The organism is Streptomyces sp. NC-S4 (assembly GCF_054353315.1).
The window spans coordinates 8,076,184-8,099,637 of record NZ_CM135937.1 but is presented as its reverse complement, the minus strand read 5'-3'; the positions used below and the strand labels follow the sequence as shown (position 1 = coordinate 8,099,637).

18 protein-coding genes are annotated in these 23,454 nt (G+C 74.0%); 12 read left to right on the top strand and 6 right to left on the bottom strand.

All coding sequences use genetic code 11. From position 1 onward, the window contains the following. The first annotated feature begins 84 nt into the window (after window positions 1-84). From ACXNSR_RS36210 to ACXNSR_RS36175, 8 genes are all read left to right on the top strand, one after another. Window positions 85-432, top strand: a complete 348-nt coding sequence (locus tag ACXNSR_RS36210) for a S26 family signal peptidase (protein WP_458639565.1) — start codon at window positions 85-87, stop codon at window positions 430-432. A gap of 16 nt (window positions 433-448) precedes the next feature. Then, on the top strand, window positions 449-1,114 hold the full coding sequence (locus tag ACXNSR_RS36205) for a hypothetical protein (RefSeq protein ID WP_458639564.1): 666 nt from the start codon (window positions 449-451) through the stop codon (window positions 1,112-1,114). A gap of 213 nt (window positions 1,115-1,327) precedes the next feature. Continuing rightward, complete coding sequence (locus ACXNSR_RS36200) at window positions 1,328-1,906, top strand: molybdopterin-dependent oxidoreductase (protein ID WP_458639563.1); 579 nt, start codon at window positions 1,328-1,330, stop codon at window positions 1,904-1,906. A gap of 84 nt (window positions 1,907-1,990) precedes the next feature. Then, entirely contained in the window at window positions 1,991-2,950 is a 960-nt protein-coding gene (locus tag ACXNSR_RS36195; protein WP_458639562.1) for a GDSL-type esterase/lipase family protein, read from the top strand. A 175-nt stretch (window positions 2,951-3,125) separates the two neighbouring features. Then, complete coding sequence (locus ACXNSR_RS36190; RefSeq protein ID WP_458639561.1) at window positions 3,126-7,313, top strand: molybdopterin-dependent oxidoreductase; 4,188 nt, start codon at window positions 3,126-3,128, stop codon at window positions 7,311-7,313. Window positions 7,314-7,554: 241 nt separating this feature from the next. Beyond that, window positions 7,555-8,088, top strand: coding sequence for a pyridoxine 5'-phosphate oxidase C-terminal domain-containing protein (locus ACXNSR_RS36185; RefSeq protein WP_458639560.1), 534 nt, complete (start codon window positions 7,555-7,557; stop codon window positions 8,086-8,088). Window positions 8,089-8,175: 87 nt separating this feature from the next. Further along, window positions 8,176-8,838 (top strand): class I SAM-dependent methyltransferase, encoded by a 663-nt coding sequence (locus ACXNSR_RS36180; RefSeq protein WP_458639559.1) that lies wholly within the window; start codon window positions 8,176-8,178, stop codon window positions 8,836-8,838. Window positions 8,839-8,866: 28 nt separating this feature from the next. Continuing rightward, on the top strand, window positions 8,867-9,571 hold the full coding sequence (locus ACXNSR_RS36175) for a M24 family metallopeptidase (protein WP_458639558.1): 705 nt from the start codon (window positions 8,867-8,869) through the stop codon (window positions 9,569-9,571). A gap of 19 nt (window positions 9,572-9,590) precedes the next feature. On the opposite strand, the gene ACXNSR_RS36170 is transcribed toward ACXNSR_RS36175, so the two are convergent. Both ACXNSR_RS36170 and ACXNSR_RS36165 read right to left on the bottom strand, forming a co-directional pair. After that, window positions 9,591-10,835: a molybdopterin molybdotransferase MoeA gene (locus tag ACXNSR_RS36170; protein ID WP_458639557.1), complete on the bottom strand. Its 1,245-nt coding sequence runs from the start codon at window positions 10,833-10,835 to the stop codon at window positions 9,591-9,593. A gap of 163 nt (window positions 10,836-10,998) precedes the next feature. Continuing rightward, entirely contained in the window at window positions 10,999-11,418 is a 420-nt protein-coding gene (locus ACXNSR_RS36165) for a TOBE domain-containing protein (protein WP_458639556.1), read from the bottom strand. A gap of 364 nt (window positions 11,419-11,782) precedes the next feature. On the opposite strand from ACXNSR_RS36165, the gene modA reads away from it, so the two are divergent. The 3 genes from modA to ACXNSR_RS36150 all read left to right on the top strand — a co-directional run bounded on the left by modA (window position 11,783) and on the right by ACXNSR_RS36150 (window position 16,127). Beyond that, on the top strand, window positions 11,783-12,604 hold the full coding sequence (gene modA / locus ACXNSR_RS36160) for a molybdate ABC transporter substrate-binding protein (RefSeq protein ID WP_458639555.1): 822 nt from the start codon (window positions 11,783-11,785) through the stop codon (window positions 12,602-12,604). Next, window positions 12,601-14,532, top strand: coding sequence for an ABC transporter permease (locus ACXNSR_RS36155; RefSeq protein ID WP_458639554.1), 1,932 nt, complete (start codon window positions 12,601-12,603; stop codon window positions 14,530-14,532). Before modA ends, ACXNSR_RS36155 begins: the two co-directional genes overlap by 4 nt. A 443-nt stretch (window positions 14,533-14,975) precedes the next feature. Further along, complete coding sequence (locus tag ACXNSR_RS36150) at window positions 14,976-16,127, top strand: methyltransferase domain-containing protein (RefSeq protein WP_458639553.1); 1,152 nt, start codon at window positions 14,976-14,978, stop codon at window positions 16,125-16,127. 16 nt (window positions 16,128-16,143) lie between these two features. Here ACXNSR_RS36150 and ACXNSR_RS36145 read toward each other — a convergent pair whose 3' ends face one another. After that, complete coding sequence (locus ACXNSR_RS36145; protein WP_458639552.1) at window positions 16,144-17,643, bottom strand: hypothetical protein; 1,500 nt, start codon at window positions 17,641-17,643, stop codon at window positions 16,144-16,146. A 349-nt stretch (window positions 17,644-17,992) separates the two neighbouring features. Here ACXNSR_RS36145 and ACXNSR_RS36140 point away from each other — a divergent pair, with 349 nt between their 5' ends. Continuing rightward, window positions 17,993-19,471 (top strand): glycoside hydrolase family 15 protein, encoded by a 1,479-nt coding sequence (locus ACXNSR_RS36140; RefSeq protein WP_458639551.1) that lies wholly within the window; start codon window positions 17,993-17,995, stop codon window positions 19,469-19,471. Between the two features lie 58 nt (window positions 19,472-19,529). Here ACXNSR_RS36140 and ACXNSR_RS36135 read toward each other — a convergent pair whose 3' ends face one another. From ACXNSR_RS36135 to ACXNSR_RS36125, 3 genes are all read right to left on the bottom strand, one after another. Then, entirely contained in the window at window positions 19,530-19,976 is a 447-nt protein-coding gene (locus ACXNSR_RS36135) for a hypothetical protein (protein ID WP_458639550.1), read from the bottom strand. A gap of 219 nt (window positions 19,977-20,195) precedes the next feature. Continuing rightward, entirely contained in the window at window positions 20,196-22,337 is a 2,142-nt protein-coding gene (locus ACXNSR_RS36130) for a PIG-L family deacetylase (RefSeq protein WP_458639549.1), read from the bottom strand. Between the two features lie 361 nt (window positions 22,338-22,698). Further along, window positions 22,699-23,331: a GNAT family N-acetyltransferase gene (locus tag ACXNSR_RS36125; RefSeq protein WP_458639548.1), complete on the bottom strand. Its 633-nt coding sequence runs from the start codon at window positions 23,329-23,331 to the stop codon at window positions 22,699-22,701. Window positions 23,332-23,454: the final 123 nt, after the last annotated feature.

Sequence of the window (23,454 nt, the reverse complement as noted above, 5' to 3'; positions counted from 1 at the left end):
GCCGCAGACACACCGGGCGGCCGCCGTACCGCGGGCGGGCGAAAATCGCTGGGGTGCCGCGGCCGGATCTGCGAGCCTTCACGGATGGGTGCATTGGACGCAGTGGCCGGCAGGGTCGCCGGCGGAGCCACCGTGGAGTTCAGGCCGACCGGCTCCTCGATGGTCCCGTTGATACGCAGTCGTCAGCGGGTAGAGGTCGTACCGGTCGACCCGTCGAAGCTGAGGGCCGGGGACATCGTCCTCGCCCGGGTCGCCGGGACGGTGTACCTGCACCTGGTGTCGGCCGTGGACCCGGCGAGGAAGCGGGTGCAGATCAGCAACAACCGGGGCCGGGTGAACGGCTGGACCGGCCACGACCGTGTCTTCGGCATCTGCACGGCGGTCGACGGTGTCCCCCGGGTGGGCGCCGCGGACAAGACGCGTGCGGCCTGAGGCCTCGGTGCGCCGTATGAAGCTTCGGGTCAGGATCCACCGAGCGCGTCTCGGGCCGGTGGAGTACAAGGTCATCCGACCGGACGGGCCACCGGCCCGGGCCGTACTCCTCGACCGTGACCGCTCCGTGGACGCCTACCTCGATCAGGACGCCGCGTATCTGGTCGGCGGTCTGTGGCTGCTCGCCGCCTCGTCACCGCGCTCGCTGGTCCACCTGCCGATCCGCACCAATCGGCCTCCCTCGCCCGGGGTACCGGAAGCCGGGGCGCGACAGCTCGATCTCGTACTGCTGCACCACTCGCTCCAGTTCGCGCCCGCCCGCTGGAAGGAGCTCCGCGCCCGGCTCGGCCCGGGGCACCGGCGGACGGAGACCCTGCGGCTGCCCGGTCCGGCGCCCACCGGCGCCTCCCCGGCCGACGCCGAGGCCCGGCACTACCGGGAGAACCGGGATCTGTTCCACGAGCACCTCCACGCCGAGACCCTGTTCATGACCGGCAGCGCGAAGGTGTTCCGGGACACCGCCCACCACTTCCTCGATGTCGCCCGGCACGGTCCCGGACACATGGCCGCCCATCCGCACCACGCCCACTTCTGCACCGAGTTCCACTCCACTGCCGGAGTCCTCGGTGCCGCGCGCGAGATCCACGTCGAGTACTGCGACCGCTGGAGCCCGCCCGGGTGATCCCCACGCGCGTGGCCGGGTCGCCTGGATGCGGGCACGGAAACACCCCGGTCCATGCGGGCGTTGTCAGGGGATGCACCGGGTTCGGCCGCGGCCGGTCCGGACGGCGGTGGCGGTCCTGGCAGGATCCTCGTACGGCGCGCCGCTCGCGACGCGGAACGCGGCCGCCGTGCCGCCGTCCCGTCGTCGCCACCGGAAAAGGACCAGCACACCGTGGGAACCGAACCGCTCCCTCCGGGACAGCGCCTCGCCAAGGGCTGGCCCGTCTCGCACTACGGCCCCGTCCCGAAGTTCCGTCCCGACCGCTGGAACTTCCAGGTCTTCGGTGCCACGGCCACCGGAGGCAAGTACTCCTGGACCTTCGACGAGGTCACCGCGCTGCCCGGCGTCGCGATCGAGACGGACCTGCACTGCGCGTCGGGCCCGACCTCCACGGACCACGAGTTCTTCGGCGTCGCGGCGCAGACCGTCCTGGCGCTGGCGCCGCCGGCCCCGCAGGTCACCCATGTGATGGCGTGGGCGGAGTACGGGTACAGCGCCAACCTCCGGCTCTCCGACTTCGCTTCGGACCGGACCCTGCTGGCCACCCACCACAACGGGGAACCGCTGACCGTCGAGCACGGTTTCCCGCTGCGCCTGGTCGTCCCGCACCTCTACGGCTACAAGGGCCCGAAGTGGCTGCGCGCGGTCGAGTACATGACCGCCGACCGCCGCGGTTTCTGGGAGGAGCGCGGCTTCCACAACATCGGCGACCCCTGGAAGGAGCAGCGCCACTCCTATCAGGAGGAGTAGTCCGAAACCTCGGCTCCGTCCGCAGGCCGTCGGCCGTTAGGGTGAAAACCTGACCCTCCGTGAAGAAAGGCCCTGCGGCTCACTGTGACCGGATCACGCGCACACACCCTGTTCTCCTTCGGCACGCTGATGGACGAGCGGGTCCAGACCGCGCTCTTCGGCGGGGCCGTGCCCACCTCCCCGGCTTCGCTGGCCGGTTACACCACCCGGCCCTTGAAGATCACCGATCCGGCCGTGATCGCCGCCAGCGGGCTCGACGTGCACCTGATCCTGGAGCGCAGGCTCGGCGCCTCGGTCGAAGGCGCGGTGCTGCACCTCACCGACGAGGAACTCGCCGCGGCCGACGCCTACGAGGTCGACGACTACACCCGGCGCCGGGTGGTCCTCTCCTCCGGCGAGAGCACCTGGGCCTACCTGGACGCGAAGCCGCTGCGCCCGGCGGAGCGGATCGTCGTCGTGGGCGACAGCATCGCCTACGGACGCTGCGACCCGCGGGGCGGCTGGGCGGGCCACCTGGCGGCGGCCCACATCGCCGGGAACGAGGCCGAGCGCCGGTTCTTCAACCTGGCGGTCCCCGGCAGCACCCTCGCCGACGTCAGCGAGCAGACGCCCGCGCTGCTGGCGGCCCGCCGGCCCGACACCCTCCTGGTCGCAGCCGGTATCAACGACTCCGCCGTACCCGCCGCCGGCGCGGAGGGCGACGCCGACGCCGACTCCGACGGAACCGCTGACTTCGCGCGGCTCGCCGGCAGCCTCGACGCGCTGGCCGCCACCGCCCTGGGCCAGGGTGCCCGGCTCGTCGTCGCCGGACCGTCCTGGCTCGACGAGGACCGCACCCGCGACTACGAGGGCCTGCGCTTCACCCGGGCGCGCGCCCTCGCCCTGCGCGCCTTCCTCCGGACCTGGTGCGAGGCGAACCACATCGACCACCTCGACCTGTGGGAGCCGCTGCGGGAGCGGACCGACCTCCTCGCCGACGGCCTGCACCCCACCGCCGAAGGACATCGGGTGCTCTACGAGCACCTCGACGCGCTCGGCCGCTGATCACCTCACCACCGGCGGTGATCTTGGCGAAGCCGCTTGTAACCCCCGGGGGGCACCGCCCGTCACCTGCGCGCAACAGGGACTTCCTACGTTGGACCGCAACGGGACCGGCCTGCACACGGCCGCAGCGGCCCGGAGCGGTGCGGTGTCGGCCGGAGGCGCGAGGAGGTCCGCTGTGGCGGAGGCGGATGCAGGGGCGGCGGCCGGGCAGCGGGTGCGTACGGTCTGCTCCTACTGCGGCGTGGGCTGCGGGATCGTCCTGGACATCGCCACGGGCGGCGACGGCCGCCGTACGGTGGCCAAGGTCTCCGGGGACAAGCGGCACCCGGCGAACGCCGGGCGCCTGTGCACCAAGGGCGCCACGCACGCCGACCTGATGGCCGCGCCGGGCCGGCTGGCCACCGCGCTGGTCCGCGGCGAGCGGGGCGCCGGGCCCGCGCCCGCCCCGGTGGCGGCGGCCGTCGCCGAGGCGGCCGTTCGCCTGCGGGAGATCCTCGACGTCCACGGCCCCGACGCGCTGGCGCTCTACGTCTCCGGCCAGATGTCCCTGGAGGCCCAGTACCTGGCGAACAAGCTGGCCAAGGGCTTCCTGCGGACGAACCAGATCGAATCCAATTCGCGGCTGTGCATGGCGAGCGCCGGCACCGGCTACAAGCTCTCGCTCGGCGCCGACGGGCCTCCCGGCTCGTACGAGGACTTCGACCGGGCGGACACCTTCTTCGTCATCGGCGCCAACATGGCCGACTGCCACCCCATCCTCTTCCTGCGCATGATGGACCGCGTCAAGGCCTCCGGCGCCAGGCTCATCGTGGTCGATCCGCGGCGCAACGCCACCGCGGACAAGGCCGACCTGTTCCTGCAGATCCGGCCGGGCACCGACCTGGCGCTGCTCAACGGCCTGCTGCACCTCCTGGTCGAGGGCGGCTGGACCGACCCGGCCTTCATCGCCGAGCACACCGAGGGCTGGCAGGACATGCCCGCCTTCCTGGAGGACTACCCGCCCGACCGGGTCTCCCGGATCACCGGCATACCGGAGGCCGACATCCGGCTGGCCGCCCGCTGGATCGGTGAGGCGGGCGAGTGGACGAGCTGCTGGACCATGGGCCTCAACCAGTCCACCCACGGCACCTGGAACACCAATGCCCTGGTCAACCTGCACCTCGCCACCGGCGCCATCTGCCGCCCGGGCAGCGGCCCCTTCTCCCTCACCGGCCAGCCGAACGCCATGGGCGGGCGGGAGATGGGCTACATGGGACCGGGGCTGCCCGGCCAGCGCTCGGTCCTGGTGGCGGAGGACCGCGACTACGTCGAGGAGCTGTGGGGCGTGCCGAAGGGCACCCTGCGCACGGACGTCGGCCGGGGCACCGTCGAGATGTTCGAGAAGATGGCCGCCGGAGAGATCAAGGCGTGCTGGATCATCTGCACCAACCCGGTGGCCTCCGTCGCCAACCGCAGCACCGTGATCAAGGCCCTGGAGACCGCCGAACTCGTCATCACGCAGGACGTGTTCGCGGAGACCGAGACCAATGCCTACGCCGACATCGCACTGCCCGCGACGCTGTGGGCCGAGGCGGACGGCGTGATGATCAACTCGGAACGCAACGTCACCCTGGTGCGGGGCGCCGTCGACCCGCCGGGCGAGGCCCTGCCCGACTGGCAGCTGATCGCCCGGATCGCCTGTGCGATGGGGTTCGCCGAGGCGTTCACGTACACCTGCGCCGAGGAGGTGTTCGACGAGCTCCGGCAGGCCTGGAACCCGAAGACGGGCTGGGACCTGCGCGGGGTCACGTACGAGCGGCTGCGCTCGGGCCCGGTGCAGTGGCCGGCCGCGCCGGGCGGGCCGGACCGCAACCCGGTCCGCTACCTCGACGACGGGGTCGGCCGGAACCCGGCCGGACGCCCGGACGGCGGCCGCCCCCGGCTGCTCTTCCCGACGGCGTCCGGACGGGCCGTCTTCTTCGCCCGTCCCCACCTGCCGGACGGCGAACTCCCCGACGACGACTACCCGTTCGTGCTCAACACGGGCCGTCTGCAGCACCAGTGGCACACCCTGACCAAGACCGGCAAGGTCGCCAAGCTGGGCAAGCTCGATCCCGCGCCGTTCGTGGAGATCCATCCGCAGGACGCCGCCGCGCTCGGCATCGGGGAGGGCGACGGGGTGGAGGTGGCCTCCCGGCGCGGGCGGGCCGTGCTGCCCGCCGTCGTCACCGACCGGGTCCGGCCCGGGAACTGCTTCGCCCCCTTCCACTGGAACGACCTGTTCGGCGAGTACCTCAGCGTCAACGCCGTCACGGACGACTCCGTCGACCCCCTTTCCTTCCAGCCCGGATTCAAGATGTGCGCGGTGACCCTGGCCAGGACGAAGGCCCCGGTCCCCGTGGCGGCCCTGCCCGCCGGTGCGGGCGCGGTTTCCGGGTCCGCCGGGGCCGGATCCGGTGCTGCCACCGCCACCGCCCCGGTGGCCGTCGCGCCGGCAGCCGACCCCGCGACGGCCGCCCTCGCCCCGGTGTTCGGGCTGGAGGACCGGACCCCGCCCGTCCTCTGCGACCGGGAGCGCCAGTACCTCGCCGGTTTCCTCGCCGGGCTCGCCGCCGCCCCGCCCGGCCCGGGCGTGCCCTCGCTTCCCGCCGGTGCCCCCTTCGAGCCCGGGCACGCGCTCTGGGTCGACGGTGTCCTCGCCGGCGCGTACTCCCGTACGGCGGCCGCCCTGGCCGCCGCGCCCCCGGCCGATCCGGCCGCCGCTCCCGCCGCCCCGGACCGCCCGGTCCGGCAGACCGTGGTCCTGTGGGCCTCGCAGACGGGCAACGCCGAGGACCTCGCGGCCACCGTCGGCGCGGCGCTGGCCGGGCACGGTTTCCCGGCGAGCGTGCACGGCATGGCGGACCGGACGGCCGCCGCCCTGACGCCCGGCACCGATCTGCTGATCGTCACCAGTACCTTCGGCGACGGTGACGCACCGGACAACGGAGCCGCGTTCTGGGAGTCCCTCGGCGCCGCCGACGCGCCCCGCCTCCAGGACGTCCGGTACGCGGTGCTCGCCCTCGGCGACTCCGCCTACGACGCCTTCTGCGGCCACGGCCGCCGGCTCGACCGGCGCCTCGAAGAGCTCGGGGGCCGGCGCCTCCTGCCCCGCGTGGACTGCGAGCCCGACTACGAGGAGCCCGCGCGGCGGTGGCTGGAGCAGGTGCGCGAGGCGCTCGCGGCCGCCCCGGACCCGGAACCCGCCGGGAAGCCCCGGCCGGCGGCGGACCGCAGATCCCCCTACACCGCCCGACTGTCCGGCAACCGGCTGCTCAGCCTGCCCGGGGCCGCCAAGGAGGTCCGCCGGTTCACCTTCGACCTGGGCGAGGACGGCCCTGCGTACGAGGCCGGCGACGCCCTCGGCGTCCAGCCGGTCAACTGCCCCGGACTGGTGACGCAGTGGCTGGCCGCCACCGGCCTCTCCCCGGACGCCGAGGTCGTGGTGCCCGGCCGCGAGCCCATGCCGTTCGCCGAGGCCCTCCACCGGCACCTGGACATCACCCGGCTCACGCCCGACCTGCTGCGCTTCATCACCGAGCACACCGGCGACCGCACGCTCAAGCGGCTGACCCGCCCCGACAACAAGGACGGTCTCGCCCGGTGGTCCTGGGGGCGCCAGCCCGTCGACGTCCTGGCCGAGTTCCCGGTCCGGATCGGCGCCCAGGAGTGGGCCGAGCGCCTGCGGCGCCTGGGGCCGCGCCTCTACTCGATCTCCTCCAGCCCGCTGGTCGACCCCCGCGCGGTCAGCCTGACCGTCTCGGTCCTGCGCTACGAGGGGCCGGGCGGCCACCGCCGCCAGGGCGTCGCCTCCGCCTTCCTCGCGGACGCCGAACCGGGCACGCCCGTACCGTTGTTCGTGCAGAGCTCGGCGCACTTCCGGCCGCCCGCGGGCGCCGACACCCCGGCGATCATGGTCGGTCCGGGGACGGGCGTCGCGCCGTTCATGGCCTTCCTCGAGCACCGCCGGGCGCTCGGCCACCGGGGCGGGAACTGGCTGTTCTTCGGCGAGCAGCGACGCGCGACCGACTTCTACTACCGCGAGGAGCTGGAGCAGCTCCACCGGCACGGCACGCTCACCCGGCTCGACCTGGCCTTCTCCCGGGACCAGCGGACCAAGGTCTACGTCCAGGACCGCATGCGCGAGCAGGGCGCCCAGCTGTGGTCCTGGCTCCAGGACGGCGCCCACTTCTACGTGTGCGGTGACGCGAGCCGGATGGCCAAGGACGTGGACCGGGCGCTGCACGGGATAGCCATGAAGCACGGCGGCCTCGACGCGGACGAGGCCGCCGCCTACCTGAAGCAGCTCTCCGCCGCCAAGCGGTACGGCCGCGACGTGTACTGAGCGCGGGCGGCCCCTGGACGCGCCGGCCTCCGGCACGTCCGTCGTTCCGACCGCCACGAGGGCTTTCCTCCGTCGTGGTGCGCGCCTGCCGTGGACGCGTGCGCATTGTCGACACCTCCAATAGCGCCTGCTCAGACGCAGTGCGTTTTGGCTCTTCGAACAAGCATTTGCCAGGTGATTGTCGAATATTGGCCGCAGATGCAGGATGGTGTCCGAAGGTGCCGGCGGAGGAGGTCATTTGATGGGCGAGGGAGATCACGGCAGCGCCGCCCGTGGCCGGCTGCGGGGCACGGAGGTTTCCGCGGGCCCCTTTCCGGAGTTCGAATCGCAGTGGGCTCCTGCCGATCCCGTACGGCTCTTCCTGTCCTGGCTATCCGACGCCGTCGCGGACGGCCTGCACGACCCGGACGCCCGCGTGCTGATCCTCAAGGGGGTGGACGGCGCCGGATGGCAGTTCGCCGGGCACGGCTTCAGCCCCGCGGGACAGCAGCCGGCCGTCCGTCCGCGGGCCGCGCGGTCGGACGCCGCGCGCGCCGAATCGCTGCCGGCCCGCCAGAGCCGGTACCTGGCGGACCCGGCGGAACGCGACCAGGCCCTGGAGAAGGCCCTGGCACTGATCCGGCAGGAGCCCTCGCTCGTCGACTCCGGCTGGACCCTCCACACCCTCGCCCCGGCCGAGGCCGAGTTCTGGCAGGCGGCCCGCAGCCGCGTGCACACCCGGCTGCGCCACGAGCGGGCCCGGGACGGCCGGGAACGCTTCCGGCTCTGGTCGTAGGACCCCACGAACACCCTCACCCGACGGCACAACCACCGGTGTGCGGGCCACTCCCCCGTTCCTGCTCACAAGGCGAGGCAACACCGTATGACCACACGGACCCCGTACGACGGGGGAGCCATCGGCTCCCTCTCCGCCGGCCACTCCCCCCACCGCCGCCCCGACGAGCGCATCGCCCGGTTCATCGCCGAGGCCCTCGGCGGTTCGCGGACCGTTCTCGACGCCGGCGCGGTCGCCGGGGACCTGCCCTTCGCGAACGGCGAGTTCGACGCGGCGATGACCCTGTTCGGCGTCGACCGGTGGCCCGACGTACGGGCCGGGCTGCGCGAGGTGCGGCGCGTGACCCGGGGGCCGGTGGTGATCCTGACCTGCGACCCCGACCTGGTCCGGGACTTCTGGCTGTACCGGTACGCGCCCGAGGTCCTCGACGCCGAGGCACAGCGCCACCCGACCGTCGAGGCGCTCGCCTCGGCCCTGGGCGGCTCCGGCACGGTCCAGACCGTACCCATCCCCCTGGACTGCACAGGTGGGTTCAACGAGGCCTACTACGGGCGCCCGGAGGCGCTGCTCGACCCGGCCGCCCGGCAGGCGTGCTCGGCCTGGAGCTTCGTCGACGACCGGGTCCGCGAGCACTTCGACCGGACCCTGCGCGCGGACCTGGAGTCCGGGACCTGGGACGAGGAATTCGGCCACCTGCGCAGTCGGCCGACCTACGAGGGATCGCTCGTGATCGTGCGCGCGACCCCGTAGGACGAAACGAAAGAAGAGGAAGAACGCGATGTCAGGACCCGACCGGATGGACGAACGACTGCGCGCCCTGGGGCTGGTGGAGGCCCAGCGCATGGCCGAGGCCCTCTTCGCCGCCACCGCGGCCCGGGGCCTGGTGGCGCCGGGCCGCGGTGAACGCGAGGCGGCCGACCGGATCGGTGACCTGGCGAGGGAGCTGTTCGGCACGGCCGCGGGCCTGCCCGGGCCGATCGTGCGCTCGGGCCCGCACGCCCTGCTTCCGCACGGTCCGCGGACACCGGACCGGGTCATCGGCGAGGACGACGTCGTCGTCGCCGAACTCGGTTCGGTGCTCGCGGTGTCCGAGGCCGGCTTCGCCTCGACCCTCGTCCTCGGCGAGGACCCGGACAGGCACCGGCTCGCCCGGGACCTGCCGAGGATGTTCGCCGCCTGCCGCGAAGCTCTGCTCGCCGACGCCCGCCTCACGGGCGCGCGCCTGCACGCCGAGCTCCTGACGCTCGCCGCCGGGGCGGGCTGGGCAGTGGGCGGATGGCACTGTGGTCACCTGGTCGGGGCGGATCCCGCGGCAGGCGTCGGGGAGGCCCGGCCGGAGGCGTACATCTGCCCGGAGAACGACCGTCCGCTGCGCCGGACCGTCGAGGGCGGCCGGCAGGCCCATTGGGTCCTGGAGATCCATCTGGCCGACGGGATCCGCGGTTTCGGGGGCTCGTACAAGCGGCTGCTGGACCTCGTCTGACGCACCGCCGGCCGGGCCGTCAGCCGACCGTCGGGACCAGGGGCACCGGAGCGCCTTCGGTCCAGTCCGGGGGGATCGCGGCGAGCGCGTCGCCCATGGCGGCCCCCTGGAGGAAGGCGGCGCGGTGCCCGTCGATGATCGTGGCCTGCGCGCCGTCCCAGGTCACGGGCACCAGCCGGGTCAGTCCGGGTGCGGGCCGCGACCGCCCGTGCACCGGTACGTGCGGCAGGCGGCCGAGAGCGCGTCCGGACAGGCCCGCGATCAGGGGGCCGAGCAGGGTACGGGCGGCGACCAGGGCCGCGTACGGGTTGCCCGGCAGCCCCACCACCCAGCGGTCCGGGCCCAGTTCGGCGAGCAGCATGGGGTGGCCGGGCCGGCAGGCGACCGTGTCGACGACCCTCCGCGCCCCGGCGTCGGCCAGCAGTCGGCGCAGCTGGTCGGTGGCGCCGACGGAGGTGGAGCCGGTGACCACGACGATGTCGGCGCCCCGCTCCGCGTGCACCGCCCGGGCCAGCCGTCCGGCCGGCCGGTCGGGAACGTACCGCACCCCTTCGGTCTCACCGCCCAGTTCGGCGACCAGAGCCGGGAGCAGCGGCCCGAGGGCGTCGCGCACCCGGCCGGGGCCCGGGACTCCCGCGCGGTCCAGCTCGTCCCCGGTGACCAGTACGCCGACCCGCGGGCGCGGCCGTACCCGCAGGGTGTCGTGGCCGCAGGAGGCGGCGAGCCCGAGCAGCGCGGGACCGATCGCGGTGCCGGCGGGGGCGAGACGGCGGCCCGCGGGGGCGTCCTCGCCCGTGCGCCGGATGTGCCGGCCCGGCAACGGAACGGGGCCGGACACCAGGCCGTCGTCCGTGGTCACCGCGGACTCCAGGGGCAGCACGGCCAGGGCCCCGGCCGGCACCTCGGCCCCGGTGGAGATCTCCACGCACTCCGCCGCGCCGAGCACGCCCGCCCAGGGCGCGCCCGCGCGGACGGCTGCTCGTACCCGCCAGGGGCCGGTGCCGGACACCGCGTAGCCGTCCATCGCGGCCGTGTCGAAGCCCGGGAGCGGCCGCAGGGTGGACAGGGCGTCGGCCAGGGTGAGTCCGGCGGCCTCGCGCAGCGGGACCGTACGGGCGGGCAGCGGGCGCGCCGCGCCGTGGGCCAGGACCCGGGCCCGCGCCCAGGACACCACCGGTGGCCGTGCCGGGACCGGGGGCACGGGGTCGGAGACGAGGGCGGAGACGTGAGCGGGGGCGGACGCGGGCGCGGTCGTCGGAGGCATGGACACGACTGTCGGCCCGGGGCGTTTCCGGGTGCCCCCGGGAGGGTTGCGGTCGTGCTCCGATCCGCTCACCTCCGGCGTCACGCGGTTGTGAAGCGGGCGGGCGTGCCCGAGGGCCGGGCACCGGTGCGGTGCGCGGCCCTCGGGGTGATGCGGGTGGGGATCAGGCGGCTGCGAGGGAGATCTCGGTCGACTTGATCAGGGCGACGACGGAGGTGCCGGAGGTCAGGCCGAGGGCCTCGACGGCGTCCTTGGTGATCGCGGCGGTCAGCTCCCCGCCCTCGACGGAGACCTTCACCGACCCCATGGCGCCACCGGTCGCGACGTCCGTGACGGTGCCGGCGATCTGGTTGCGGATGGAGATGCCCTCGACCGGACCGGTCGCGAGGGACACCTCGGTGGCCTTCACCAGCGCCTTGACGGAGGAGCCCTCGGCGAGGCCGAGGTCCTTGACGGCGTCGGTGGTGATGGCGGCGGTGATGTCCTGACCGCCGACCAGGCGCACCTTCACCGAGGCCATGGCCTCGCCGGCGGTGACAGCGGTGACGGTGCCGGCGATCTGGTTGCGGATGGACAGGCTCATGGAAAACACGCCTCACATGGTCGGAAACGAAATCGCAGGCACTTCTGCGACCTGCGTCATGCCCGAACGTACCCGATGAAGCAGAGGGTCCGGATCGGCCCCATCGCATTCGCCAACCGAATGGACGCAACCTCCTGGCGTATTCCGGAAAGGCCCTGGGGCCTGTCTTTTTCTGGGCCGCCCACCTGCCTGAACTGGGATTTTTGACCCGGTTGGCGGAATCGGCACCCCATCGGGCAAGGCACGACGAATTGCAGATGCTGGCCTTCCGATGGTCCATTGGCAGCAAATGCAGCAGCGCTCCCGTATCTCGTGCCGTGTGTGCACGGAATACGGACGACCGGACAGGAGAACACATCCCGCCATGCGCTTCCTCCAGACCGGCCGACAGCGCCGTGCGGCCGTCGGCCTCTTCTTCGGCGCCCTCCTGGTTCCCGTCCTGGCCGCCTGCGGCGGTGGCAGCACCGGCACCTCCGGCGCCGCCGCCGCTGCGACCGCCTCCGCATCGGGCTCCGCACCGGCCGCGAACCTGACCGTGCTCGCCGCCGCCTCCCTCACCGACGTGTTCAAGACCCTGGGGACGCAGTACACGAAGGAGCACCCGGGCACGAAGATCACCTTCTCCTTCGCCGGATCGCAGGAACTGGCCGCGCAGGTCAGGCAGGGAGCCCCGGCCGATGCCCTGGTCACCGCGGACACCAAGACGATGGACGGCCTCAAGGCGGAGACCGGGACCCCGACCGTGATCGCGAAGAACGAGCTCGTGATCGCCACCGCTCCTGGCAACCCCCACAAGATCGCCTCTCTGAAGGACCTGTCCGATCCCGACCTGAAGGTCGTCCTGGCCGCTCCGGAGGTCCCCGCCGGGCGCTACAGCCAGGAGGTCCTCGACAAGCAGGGCGTCACGGTCGAGCCGGTCTCGCTGGAGCCGAACGTACGGGCCGTGCTGTCCAAGGTGGAACTGGGCGAGGCCGACGCCGGCCTCGTCTACAGGACGGACACGACCGCGGCCAAGGGGAAGGTCGGGGCGGTCGCCATCCCGCCCGACCAGAACGCCATCGCCAGCTACCCGGCCGCCACACTGAAGGCCGGCAAGAACCCCGCCGCCGCGGACGCTTACGTCCAGTGGCTGTCCTCGCCGGAGGCCCAGAAGACCCTCCAGGAGGCGGGCTTCCAGCAGCCGTGACCGGGCACCGCACCGCCGGGCCCCGCCCGCCGCTCCTCCTGGCCCTGCCCGCGCTGTTCGCGGTCGCGTTCCTGATGCTCCCGCTGGCCGGGATCCTCGTCCGCACCCAGTGGGGCGAACTCGGCGAGCACCTGACCACGCCCGGCTCCCTGGAGGCCCTGCGGCTCTCCCTCGTCGTCTCCTTCTGGGCGCTGGGCCTCAGCCTGCTCCTGGGCGTGCCCCTGGCGTGGCTGCTGGCCCGGGTCGACTTCCGCGGGAAGACCGTCGTACGGTCCCTGGTGCTGCTGCCGATGGTGCTCCCTCCGACGGTGGGCGGTGTCGCGCTGCTGCTCGGCTTCGGCCGGCGCGGACTGCTGGGCCCCTTCCTGGACGAGGCCTTCGGGATCACCCTGCCCTTCCACACCTCGGGAGCCGTCGTGGCGGCCACCTTCGTGGCGATGCCGTTCCTCGTCATCAGTCTCGAAGGGGCCCTGGGCGGGCTGCGGCCGGGCTACGAGGAGACCGCGGCCTCCCTCGGCGCCACCCCGCTGCGGGTCTTCTTCACCGTCACCCTGCCGATGGTCGCCCCCGGCCTGATCGCCGGAGCCGCCCTCACCTGGGCGCGGGCGCTCGGCGAGTTCGGGGCCACGATCACCTTCGCCGGGAACCTGCCCGGCGCCACCCAGACGCTCCCCCTCCAGGTCTACCTGCTCCTCCAGGACGACCCCGCGGCCGCGACCTCGCTGTCCCTCCTCCTGCTCGTCGTGGCCATGGCGGTACTGGTCGCCCTGCGCGGCCGCTGGACCTCCGGGCACGCCGTGCGCGACACCCGTCACACGACCCCCACCGAGGACCCGGTCGCCCGGTCCCCCGAGCCGGAGGCGGACGCGGTCGCCGCCTCCGCGCCCACCGGCCGCTGGTCCCTGCACGCCACCGTCACGGGCTTCAACGAGCTCACCCTCGACGCGGAACCCGGCACCACCATCGCCGTGGTCGGCGAGAACGGCGCCGGCAAGACCACCCTGCTGCGCGCCCTGCTCGGCCTCACCCCCCGCGCCCACGCCGAACTACGCCTCGGCGACCACGACGTGACGGCCCTGCCCCCGCACCGGCGCGGCGTGGCCTGGGTACCGCAGGACGGCGCGCTGTTCCCGCACCTGACCGCGCTCGGCAACACCGCGTACGGGCTGCGCGCGCAGGGCACGAGCCGCGCCGAGGCACGCTCGCGGGCGCGCCTGTGGCTCGACCGGCTCGGGGTCGGCCATCTCGCCGACCGCAGGCCCGCCCAGCTCTCCGGCGGCCAGGCCCAACGGGTCGCACTGGCCCGCGCACTGGCCGCCCGCCCCCGGCTCCTCCTCCTGGACGAACCACTGGCCGCCCTCGACCAGACCACCCGCGCCCGCGTACGGCACACCCTGCGCACCCACCTCGCCGGCTTCGGCGGAGTCTGCCTCATCGTCACCCACGACCCCGTCGAGGCCGTATCGCTCGCCGACCGCGTCCTCGTACTCGCCCACGGACGCGCACTCCAGGACGCACCCCCCGCCGAAGTCACCCGCAATCCCCGCTCCCCCTGGGTCGCCCGCATGCTCGGCCGCAACGCCTGGCCGGGGACGACCACGGCGGACGGGCTCAAGCTGGTCGCCGGCGGGTCCGTCGTGGTGGCGGAACCGGTGGCGGAGGGCTCCGAGGCCCTGGCCATCGTCGCGCCCGAGGCCGTCTCCCTCCATCGCGAGCAGCCGGCCGGCAGTCCGCGGAACGTCTGGCCGGGCACCGTCCGCGAGATCACGGCGGCGGGCAGCCGGCTCCGGGTCCTCGTCACGTCCCGGGCCGCCGCCGACGTCGTCTCCGAGATCACCCCTCAGGCGGCCGCCGAGCTGGCGATCGCCGACGGCACCGCGGTGTGGTGCAGCGTCAAGGCCACCGAGATCACCCTCGTGCCCCTGTGATCCGTGATCCGTGATCCCGTTATGGTGCGATACTCCGATCGACGGCCCGCCCGGGAACGGGCAGATACCACGAAAACCGAGCACTGAGCCTCGCATATGCCAGCCGCTCTGGCGCATTCACCTCGTGAATGATTGACTGACGTCGGGCAGGCCGCTTCGGCCCGTCTCCGTGTCATCGTCCAGTCGCCCTGCCGGGTCGACCTCGGCCGACCGACACGTACACCGGCCCCGTGACGGTCGAGCGGCTCTCGCCGCCCTGGGGAGCACCGGCAAAAGAGGCCCCTGCATGCCGATCGCGGTGTTCGGCACGTGGGGGCCTCTTTGCGTTCGGGCCGGCCGTCTCACAGGCCGGAGCGCCTCTGGCATATGCGGTCGGATTGTGGGCATGCTTGCGCAGATACAGCCCCAAACAGCCACATCAACTCGAATGCAAGGACTGAGGTATGGCGGTAGTCGTCGTGCAGCCCGCGGCCGGGCAGGCTCCCCCCGCCGTGAGCAGGGTGCTCGCCGCGGCGGGACTGACCTCCCGGACCGTCCCGCACGCCGACGACGCCGGTCCGTGCACCGACCTCGCCGGGGTGGAGGGCCTGATCGTCCTGGGCGCCGCCGATCCCGGCCTGCTGAGGGAAGCGCTCGCCGCGCAGGTGCCCGTACTGGCCCTGGAACCGGGCACCCGACTGCTGGTGCGGGCGGCGGGCACCGCCCCGGGAGCCCGGCCCGACCCGGCACCCGACCGCCCGCCGGTGGAACTCACCCGGGCCGCCGGCTCCGACCCGCTGTTCGCCGGGGCCGCCCGGCCCTCCCCCGGCCTCCGGCCGGCCTGCGACCCCCTGGAACTGCCCGCCGACGCCGTGGTCCTGGCCTCTTGCGACGGGTATCCGGAGCAGGCGTTCCGGATCGGCGCCAGCGCCTGGGGCGTCCGCTTCCTGCCGCAGGAGCTCCCCCTGGACCCCTGGGGCGAGCAGCTCCTCGGCCGGTTCGCCGGCCTCGTGGCCGCCCGCGCCGAACACACCGCCACCCGCGCATTCTTCACCCGTCGGGCCGACGCCTGGGAGGAGCGGTTCGCCTACCAGACCCCCGCGTACGAAGCCGCGATCGCGCGGCTTCGGCTGGCACCCGGCGGGCGTGCGGTGGACCTCGGCTGCGGCACCGGACGGGCCATGCCCGCGCTCCGGGCGCAGGTCGGACCCCGGGGGCAGGTGCTCGGCGTCGACCTCACCCCGGCCATGCTGGCCGCCGCCGCCCGGCACGGCCGCACCCGCCACGGGTCCCTCGTCGCCGCCGACTGCGCCCGGCTCCCGCTGGCCGCCGCCTCCGTGGACGGCATCTTCTCGGCGGGACTGCTCGACCACCTCCCGGACCCGGCCGCCGCCCTGCGCGAATGGGCCCGCGTCAGCGCGGCCGACGGCGTCCTGCTGCTCTTCCACCCGTCGGGCCGCGCGGAGCGGGCCGCCCGGCACGGCCGTTCCCCGGACCCCGACGACCTCCTCGCCGAGGACAACCTCCGCCGGGCGCTGGAGACCACGGGCTGGCACCTGGAGGAGTACGAGGACGCCGCCCCTCACTTCCTGGCCCGTGCGGTGCCGCGCGGCTGAGCTCGCAGGGCCGCGCTCAGACGCGGTGGATCCGCTCGATGCCGTACCAGTTCGCGACACAGGCCGCGACCCAGTCCCGCTCGTAGGAGGACGTGAAGAAGGGCTCGGCCAGGCTCCCGATGTGCATGGGCCGGTATCCGACGTCGGTGGCCCCCGCCGCGGCCTCGGTCCGGATGCGGAAGTTCTGGGCGTCCCAGGCGACGGCGCGGGTGACCGTGGCGGTGGTGAGCCGCTCGACGCTCGGGACGAGCACGGCCAGCGAGGCCAGCGCCAGTCCGGCCGCGACCACGATGCCCGCCGGCAGGGCCGCGACGTGGGCCACCCGGCGCGCCGGGTACCGGCGGGCCCACACCCCCAGCAGGACGCCGTAGGCGCACAGGGCCAGTTCCATCGGGACCAGGTAGTTCGTCCAGGTACGGGCGTACGTCCATCCGCTCGGTCCGTAGCCGCTGCGCAGCCCCACCACCACCGCGAACGATCCCAGCACCACCACGAGCACCGGCAGCAACAGGAGTGCGACCAGCATCCTCCGCGGGACGGCCCGGCCCGACTCCCGTTTCCCGGGCGCGGGCACGGGCGCCGCGAGCCCGGCCCCCAGGCCCAGCAGGAGCCCGACGGCGGCGGCTCCGAGGTAGGCCCACTGGCCGGTGACGGTGTCCCACATGTGCAGCCAGTCCTCGTAGGTGCCCCGGAGTTCGCCCGCGGAGAGCATGGACTCCTTGGCCGGCTGCTGGGCACGGCGCCACCGGGCGCCGGGGGACGTGGTGAGCACGATCAGCCCGCAGACGATCCCGGAGCACCAGAGCAGGCACCAGGTGAACGGACGCCAGGTCCGCGCCAGCCCCAGGCGGGGCACGGCCAGCAGTCCCACGCAGGCCGCGAGGAGTCCGCTGACGAGGGAGAACGACTCGCTCAGGGTGCCCATCGCGAACCCGATGAGGAACGCAGCGGCGAAGCCGCACGCACGTACGGCGGCCCGGGTCCGGCGGACGGTCCAGACGGCCAGCAGCAGCGCCCACACTCCGATGACGCTCGGAATCGTGTGGGAGATCGTGGCCGGTGCCCACAGCAGGACCTGGTAACTGCGGGTGCCGCCGTAGTAGATCACGGCCTGGACGGCCAGGGAGGCGGCGACCAGGAGCAGGACCGGGGGCTTGACGCCGAGGCACCGCAGGAACTGGATCCCGAGCAGGACCAGGCCGATCGTGAAGGCGACGGCCATCACGGTCGGCAGGATCTTCATCCCGGTGAATCCGTCGCCGTAGACGATGCCGCTCAGGAAGGCGTTGGTGATCCGGCCGTTCTGGGTGGCGTAGAAGTCGTGCGTGATGCCGAGGACGCCCAGATCGCGGGACTTCCAGGCGGCGCACCAGTCGTCCGAGGTGGGCCGCAGGTAGAGGCCGAGGAAGCAGCCGACGGCGACCAGGGCTCCGGCCGCCGCCACGAGGCAGCTGCCCGCGACCGGCAGGAGCCTGCGGACGAACCGGCGGTTCCCCTCGGTCGGAGCAGTGCTCATTCACCAGTCCTTCGCAGCGGAGCGGGGCCGGGCCGGCGTCCGGCCGCAGATGGGCCTGCCGGTTCCGGTCACACCAATGTGCACGGTTCACCGCCCACCGGCATCCGAGAGGGGAGCCGCCCGGGCCGGGCCCGCGGCCCTCCTGCCGTGCGCCGCGGGCGCCTTCGCCCTGTTGCGGCCGCCTCCTGCGGTGTCGCGTCCGTTGCTCCGTGCGGGCACGCGCGGCCGCTTCGGGCCCTCCCCCATCCGTCACCCGGGCGGCGGGCATGTCATGGCGGGCTCCGCGCGTCCGGCCCACGATGGGAGCTCCGGGGGCCGCGCGCACGGAAGCCCGACAGAAGGAGTGGCGATGCCTGCTGCCCTGCTCGTCCGCTGGGCGGCCGTCACGGCGTGCGTCGCGGGCGTCGCCCTCCCGGTGTGCGTCGCGGGCAGTCCCGTCGGCCGGCCCGCCGGGGAAGGGCGGCCGGTGTTCCTGGTCCGGCCCCTCGGACACCAGAGCCACGGCGAAGCCGAGGGCCGCTACGCGCCCCTGTCGATGGTGATCGCCCCTACCGTCGGGCTCCTCTCCAACGCCACCGCCGCCGAGGGCGTCACGGCCGACGGCGCCGGGGGCGCACGGTACGTCGAGCGGAGCCACGTGCTGCGGCTGCTGTCCGGCCGGTGGAGGTACCTTCCCAACGGCCGGACGGCGTCGGTCGTGGTGGCCCCGGAGGATCCGACGGCCCGTCTGCAGATCGCGGAGAGCCGTGCCTGGCTGGCGGCCGGCCGGGTGCCCGGCAGCTCGGCGGCCCAGCGCGCGGCGGCCGAGCGGGCCCTGCTGGCCATGCGCGCCCTGCTGCGGCCGAACGGGGCCCTGGCGGCGGGCTGGTCTCCCGGCTGGATGTACTCCTGGCCCCGCGACTCCAGCTTCGCCTCCGCCGCGTTCGCACACACCGGGCACGATGCCGAGGCCTACCGGATCCTGCGCTACAGCGCCGCGAGCCAGCGCGCGGACGGCACCTGGGAGGCGCGGACGGAACTGGACGGATCCGGCCCGCCGGACAGCAGACGGTGGCAGCTCGACGCCAACGGCTGGGTTCCGTGGGCCACCTGGCAGTGGTACCGCACGGCGCCCGCGGCCACCCGCCGCGCCCGGCTGACCGCCCTCTACCCGATGATCCGCAGGGCGGCCGACCACACGGCGGCCTCCCTCGGGCCGGACGGGCTGCCCCCGGCCTCACCGGACTACTGGGAGGTGATGACGACCACCGCCAACATCGGTACGGCCGCACCCCTGCTCGCCGGGCTCAACGCCGCCGCCGACCTCGCCCGCGTACTGGACCTGCCGGGGGACGCGGCCCGCTGGTCCGGCGCTGCCGGGCGGCTCTCCACCGGGATCTCCCGGGCGTTCGCCCCCCTCGGCTATCAGCGCACCGTCGACGGACGGCACGGCCGGGACAGCGCGGTGGCCTTCATGGCGCCCCCCTTCAACACGGCCCCGGCCGACCTGCCCCGGGCGCTGGACACCACGTACGAGGCGCTGCTGCTGCCCAACGGCGGGCTCACGCCCGGGAACGATCCGACCGCGCCCTGGGGTGCGAACGCCTGGACCCCCAGCACCTCGTTCTTCGCCCTCGCCTGGGCGGCCACGGGGCAGCCGGCGAAGGCTCGGCGGGTCCTGGACTGGGTCCTCGCCAAACGGAACCCGCTCGGGGAGCTGCCCGAGAAGGTGGACCGGGCCGGCCGGCCCTCCTCGGTCGCGCCGCTGGCATGGACGGGCTCGATCGTCGTCCTCACGCTCGTGGCCCTCGACGGCGGGACGCTCCCCGCGCCACCCGGGAGGCCGTAGCGCCGAAGCGCCGCGGCCTCGCGAGCGTGTCGGCTCGTGCGGGTCGGAGGTCCGTGCCTCAGACCGGGTCCGTTCCGTCGCCGGGCGGCGGCGCGGTGCGCAGGCGTTCCAGCTCGTCGAGCAGGCCCTGGTACGCGAGCTTCTCGGCCGCCACCGCGCGCGCGAGGGGGAGGTGGTGCGGATCCTGCCGGGACCGGGCCTCCTCGGCGGCGGCGACGCGCAGCTGCCTCGCCCGGTCCAGCTCGTTCATCGCCGCCACGGCGCCGACGTCGAGCAGCTTGTGCTCCAGGACCTGGGCGAAAGCCCGCTCCGTCGGCGCCGTGAGCCGGTCGAGGTCCTCGGCGCAGCTCGCCGGGGCCTCCGTCCGCCCACAGGCCTCATCGAGATCACGGGAGAGCGATCGGAGGTTCTTCCCGAGTTCCGGGTACCCCCAGTCGGGCGCGGTGGCGGTGTCGCATCCGGCCACCAGGGCCGTGCAGGCGGCGAGGGCGGCGACGGCGCGCACCGTCGCGGGCCCTGCGCACCTGCGTCGGCACGAGAGGAGAGGAGGGGTCATGGAAGCCCCGATCGCCCGTTGGTCCGCGTGCGGCCGCCCTGGCTGCGCGAGGTGGTCCGGCTGCCATCCTCGCTCGCCGCACCCGGCCCTGCCACCCGGCGGTCCGGGGCGCCGGTGCTGCGGGCGGGCGGTGCGGGCAAGCGCTGCAGACGAGCGCTGCGGCGCAGGTCACCGAGGGGACTGGCCCCCGGCGCCGGTCGTACCCGGGCGGCCGGCCTGCGCGAGCGTCCAGGGCTGGACGGCCCGGTGCCACGGCGCGGGGGTCCGGCTGCCGGGCAGCGCGGCGCCACCCGCGGGGACCGTCGTGATGACGTGCAGATCGGCGTCCAGGCCGAGCGCCGCGGCGACGGCCGTACCGGCCCCCTCGGCCACACCGGCCGGGGCGCCCGTGTACAGCATCTGGGACTCCTGCCACGGCTGCGGACCGTCGGTGACGGCGACGCCGACCGTGCCCGCGCCCGCCCGGCCCGCGAGCAGGTCTCCCGCGATGCCCACGGCGCCGTAGCCGCCCAGGCCGCCGGCCTCGGCGACCGGGGAGAACTCCGGTGCGGGCCCGTCGGCGCGGGCCAGGCTCGTGGCGACGGTGCCGATGCCGGGCCGGCGGAAGAACACGCGGACGCCGTCGCCCTCCGGGCGCACCGAGAGCGCGCCCGTCGTCTGGGGCAGCCCGGTCGGGACGGGGCCGGCGAACGGGGCGTCCGGGGCCGGCTGGACCCAGGCCAGTACGGACCCGGCCGTGGCCGCGTACACGTGGCGCCGCCCGGCCCCGTCGGTCGCGGTGACCGGGTCGCCCTGGAGGCCGGCGCCGCCGAGGGCCTGCCACGCGCCGAAGTCGCCGCCCGGGGTCTCCTGGGCCCGGGCGCGCAGCGTCCGGCGGGAGTCTCGGACGTACACCGTCATCCGGCCCTCGGGGTCCAGGGCGACGGACGGCCCGCTGATGGCCGAGGTGCCCGACCTGTCCGCGGTGTCCGGGGTGCCGAGCGAGCGCCACGGACCGAATCCGCCGTCGACCTCGCTCTGGACGGCGTAGACGATCTCCCGGCCGTACTCCTCGGGCGTCGCGCCCAGGGTGGTGCGGGTGGCGAACACGCCGATCCGGCCGTCCCAGAGCCGGACGGCCGCCGCCCCGGAGTCGATGCCGTCGCCGGGCAGGAACTCGGGGCCCTGCCAGAGGGCCTGCGGGCCGCTGCGCGACCAGTACGCCATACGGCCGTCCAGCGCGGCGAAGGCCCACAGCCGTCCGGAGACTCCCTCGGTCATCCAGGAGGTGCCGTCGCCGCGGCTGTAGCGGATGGTCTGGTTCCAGCCGGCGCCGGTGGGCCGGGTGGCGGTCTTGCGGTCGCCGCAGCCGGCGGGGCTGCCGCACCAGTCCTGGTGGTCGGTCCAGGCGTAGGTCTTGAGGTAGCCGAGCTTCTCCTCGGCCGTCTGCGGGTCGAGCGTCGGCGGCAGCGAGCTGTTCGGGTAGCTCACGTAGTTCTGGACCGAGAAGTGCGGCCGGGCCGTGGTCTTGGCGTAGCGCTCGACGGCGGCCTGCACGAAGCGGGCGCCGTACATGTGGTCCTGGTGGTCGAGGAAGGCCCCGGAGCCCTCGGACCTGCCGGGGGTCGGGTCCTGCGTGCGTATCGTCGTCGGCCGGTACGTCTCGAACACGCCCGCGATGGCGGCCACGGTCTGGTCCTTGGTGTAGGAGAACCAGTCCTTGACCGGGGTGCCGGAGGTCAGCTGCGCGCCCAGGGCGGGGGTCCGGCCGTCCCACAGGCCGCGGAGGCTCTCCGGATTGTCCCCGGAGATGCTGCGGGCCTCGCGCAGCTCCATCCATACGAGATTGACCTGGGGACGGGCGACGAGGACGTCCACTTCGGCGCTGCCGCCACCTGCGGTGGGTACGGACTTGCGCTGCCAGGCGCTGGCACGGTCCCCGGTGGCCATCTGCGCGTAGGCGGCGCGTATGCCGTTCTGCCGGGCTTCCGCGTAGGCGGCCCGGTCGGCGGGGCCGGCGGCGTCCTGCAGGTGCGGGCTGTGGGCCTCGTTCCTGCCGTCGGACTCGCCGGAGGTCAGGTAGACGGTGGTGACCTTGATGCCCGTCGATATGGAGCGGCTGAGGTCGGGGTTCATGAAGAAGAGGTCGTCGTCGGGGTGCGCGACGACCTGGAGGGCGGAGCCCTCGGTCACGCTGGGGGTGACCAGCGCCGCGGGGGCCGCCTGCGGGCGCTCGGTCCCGTGTCCGTAGGCCCAGGCCGTGACGCCGGCGGTGCCGACGCAGAGCGCGGCGAGCAGGGCCGCGAGTCGGGTACGGCGGGCCAGGGACATGTACAGCGCCTCGAGGGTCGGTCCGGTGCGGTGATCCGCCTGGGAAGTCGATCGGTGTCCCGATGGCTCCACTGCTTCCGGAGACGACCGCGGCCGATTATGTCCCGCACGTTCGGGGCTGACACACCATCAAGTCACGTATGACCGCAAAGGGAGTTGTGAAACGAAAGGGAGTTTTTGTCCCATTTGCGAGTTATGTGCACTTGGCTAGGAAAACCGGCCGAAACCGGCGTATGTGCTGCCCACCTGCGGATTGCCGGGGTTCGGCACGACCGTCGAGCGCGCCGCCCCTTTCGCCACGGACCCCCGTAAGTGGCGCATTCCACACGCCCACCGGCCGACTCCGGCAGTGACGCAGCTCTCACGGCAGAAGGGGCCGAACCCCAGCCGGATGCGGCCCGTCGAGGCGCCGGGTCCGTCGCGGGCCATGAAGTACGTGCGCGCCGAGATCCCCGGACAGCGCCGCGTAGATGTACTCGCTGCCCCAGCGATCCCCGTCGAGGTCGTTCTCGACCAGGTGCGCCTCCCGGCGCATCCCGAGGCGCTCACAGACCCGCACGGACCCGGTGTTCTCCACATCCAGCCGTGCGTAGAGCCGGTGCACGCCCAGCGTGCCGAAGGCGAACCCGGCCAGCGCCGCGGCCGCCTCGGTCGCGTAGCCGTGCCCCTGGTGGCCTGGGGCGAGAGTCCAGCCGATCTCGGCCTGGGCGGCGCGGGCAACGGCCAGGGCAAGGCTGACCTCGCCGAGGACGCCGGGCTCATCGCGTCGGCAGACAGCGAGCGCCAGCTTGTCCCCGTCGTCGCGCCAGGCCGTCTGCGCCGCGCGCTCGGCGGCAACCTGCTCGCTGCGCTCACGCGTGTGCACCGGCCGGTACAAGTAGCGCGCCACGCTCGGCAGGCTCTGGTACGCGTACAGGTCGTCGGCGTCGCCGGGAGTGAACAGACGCAGCGTCAACCGGGCCGTGGTCAAAGGCAGCAGCGAAGCGACTTCCATGCGGACCCCCGGGACGCGGATGCAGATCGAGTTGCGGACCGATCCTCGCATCACGACCGCCCGGCAGCCACGCCTTTTCAGGAGCAGCGCCCGGCAGCCGCACCCCACCACGAGGCGCGGCAT

Coding starts and splice junctions, on each gene's coding strand:
- ACXNSR_RS36150 (WP_458639553.1), top strand. CDS start 14,976: ATGGCGGTAGTCGTCGTGCAGCCCGCGGCCGGGCAGGCTCCCCCCGCC.
- ACXNSR_RS36170 (WP_458639557.1), bottom strand. CDS start 10,835: ATGCCTCCGACGACCGCGCCCGCGTCCGCCCCCGCTCACGTCTCCGCC.
- ACXNSR_RS36125 (WP_458639548.1), bottom strand. CDS start 23,331: ATGGAAGTCGCTTCGCTGCTGCCTTTGACCACGGCCCGGTTGACGCTG.
- ACXNSR_RS36180 (WP_458639559.1), top strand. CDS start 8,176: ATGACCACACGGACCCCGTACGACGGGGGAGCCATCGGCTCCCTCTCC.
- modA (WP_458639555.1), top strand. CDS start 11,783: ATGCGCTTCCTCCAGACCGGCCGACAGCGCCGTGCGGCCGTCGGCCTC.
- ACXNSR_RS36165 (WP_458639556.1), bottom strand. CDS start 11,418: ATGAGCCTGTCCATCCGCAACCAGATCGCCGGCACCGTCACCGCTGTC.
- ACXNSR_RS36140 (WP_458639551.1), top strand. CDS start 17,993: ATGCCTGCTGCCCTGCTCGTCCGCTGGGCGGCCGTCACGGCGTGCGTC.
- ACXNSR_RS36205 (WP_458639564.1), top strand. CDS start 449: ATGAAGCTTCGGGTCAGGATCCACCGAGCGCGTCTCGGGCCGGTGGAG.
- ACXNSR_RS36175 (WP_458639558.1), top strand. CDS start 8,867: ATGTCAGGACCCGACCGGATGGACGAACGACTGCGCGCCCTGGGGCTG.
- ACXNSR_RS36185 (WP_458639560.1), top strand. CDS start 7,555: ATGGGCGAGGGAGATCACGGCAGCGCCGCCCGTGGCCGGCTGCGGGGC.
- ACXNSR_RS36130 (WP_458639549.1), bottom strand. CDS start 22,337: ATGTCCCTGGCCCGCCGTACCCGACTCGCGGCCCTGCTCGCCGCGCTC.
- ACXNSR_RS36145 (WP_458639552.1), bottom strand. CDS start 17,643: ATGAGCACTGCTCCGACCGAGGGGAACCGCCGGTTCGTCCGCAGGCTC.
- ACXNSR_RS36210 (WP_458639565.1), top strand. CDS start 85: ATGGGTGCATTGGACGCAGTGGCCGGCAGGGTCGCCGGCGGAGCCACC.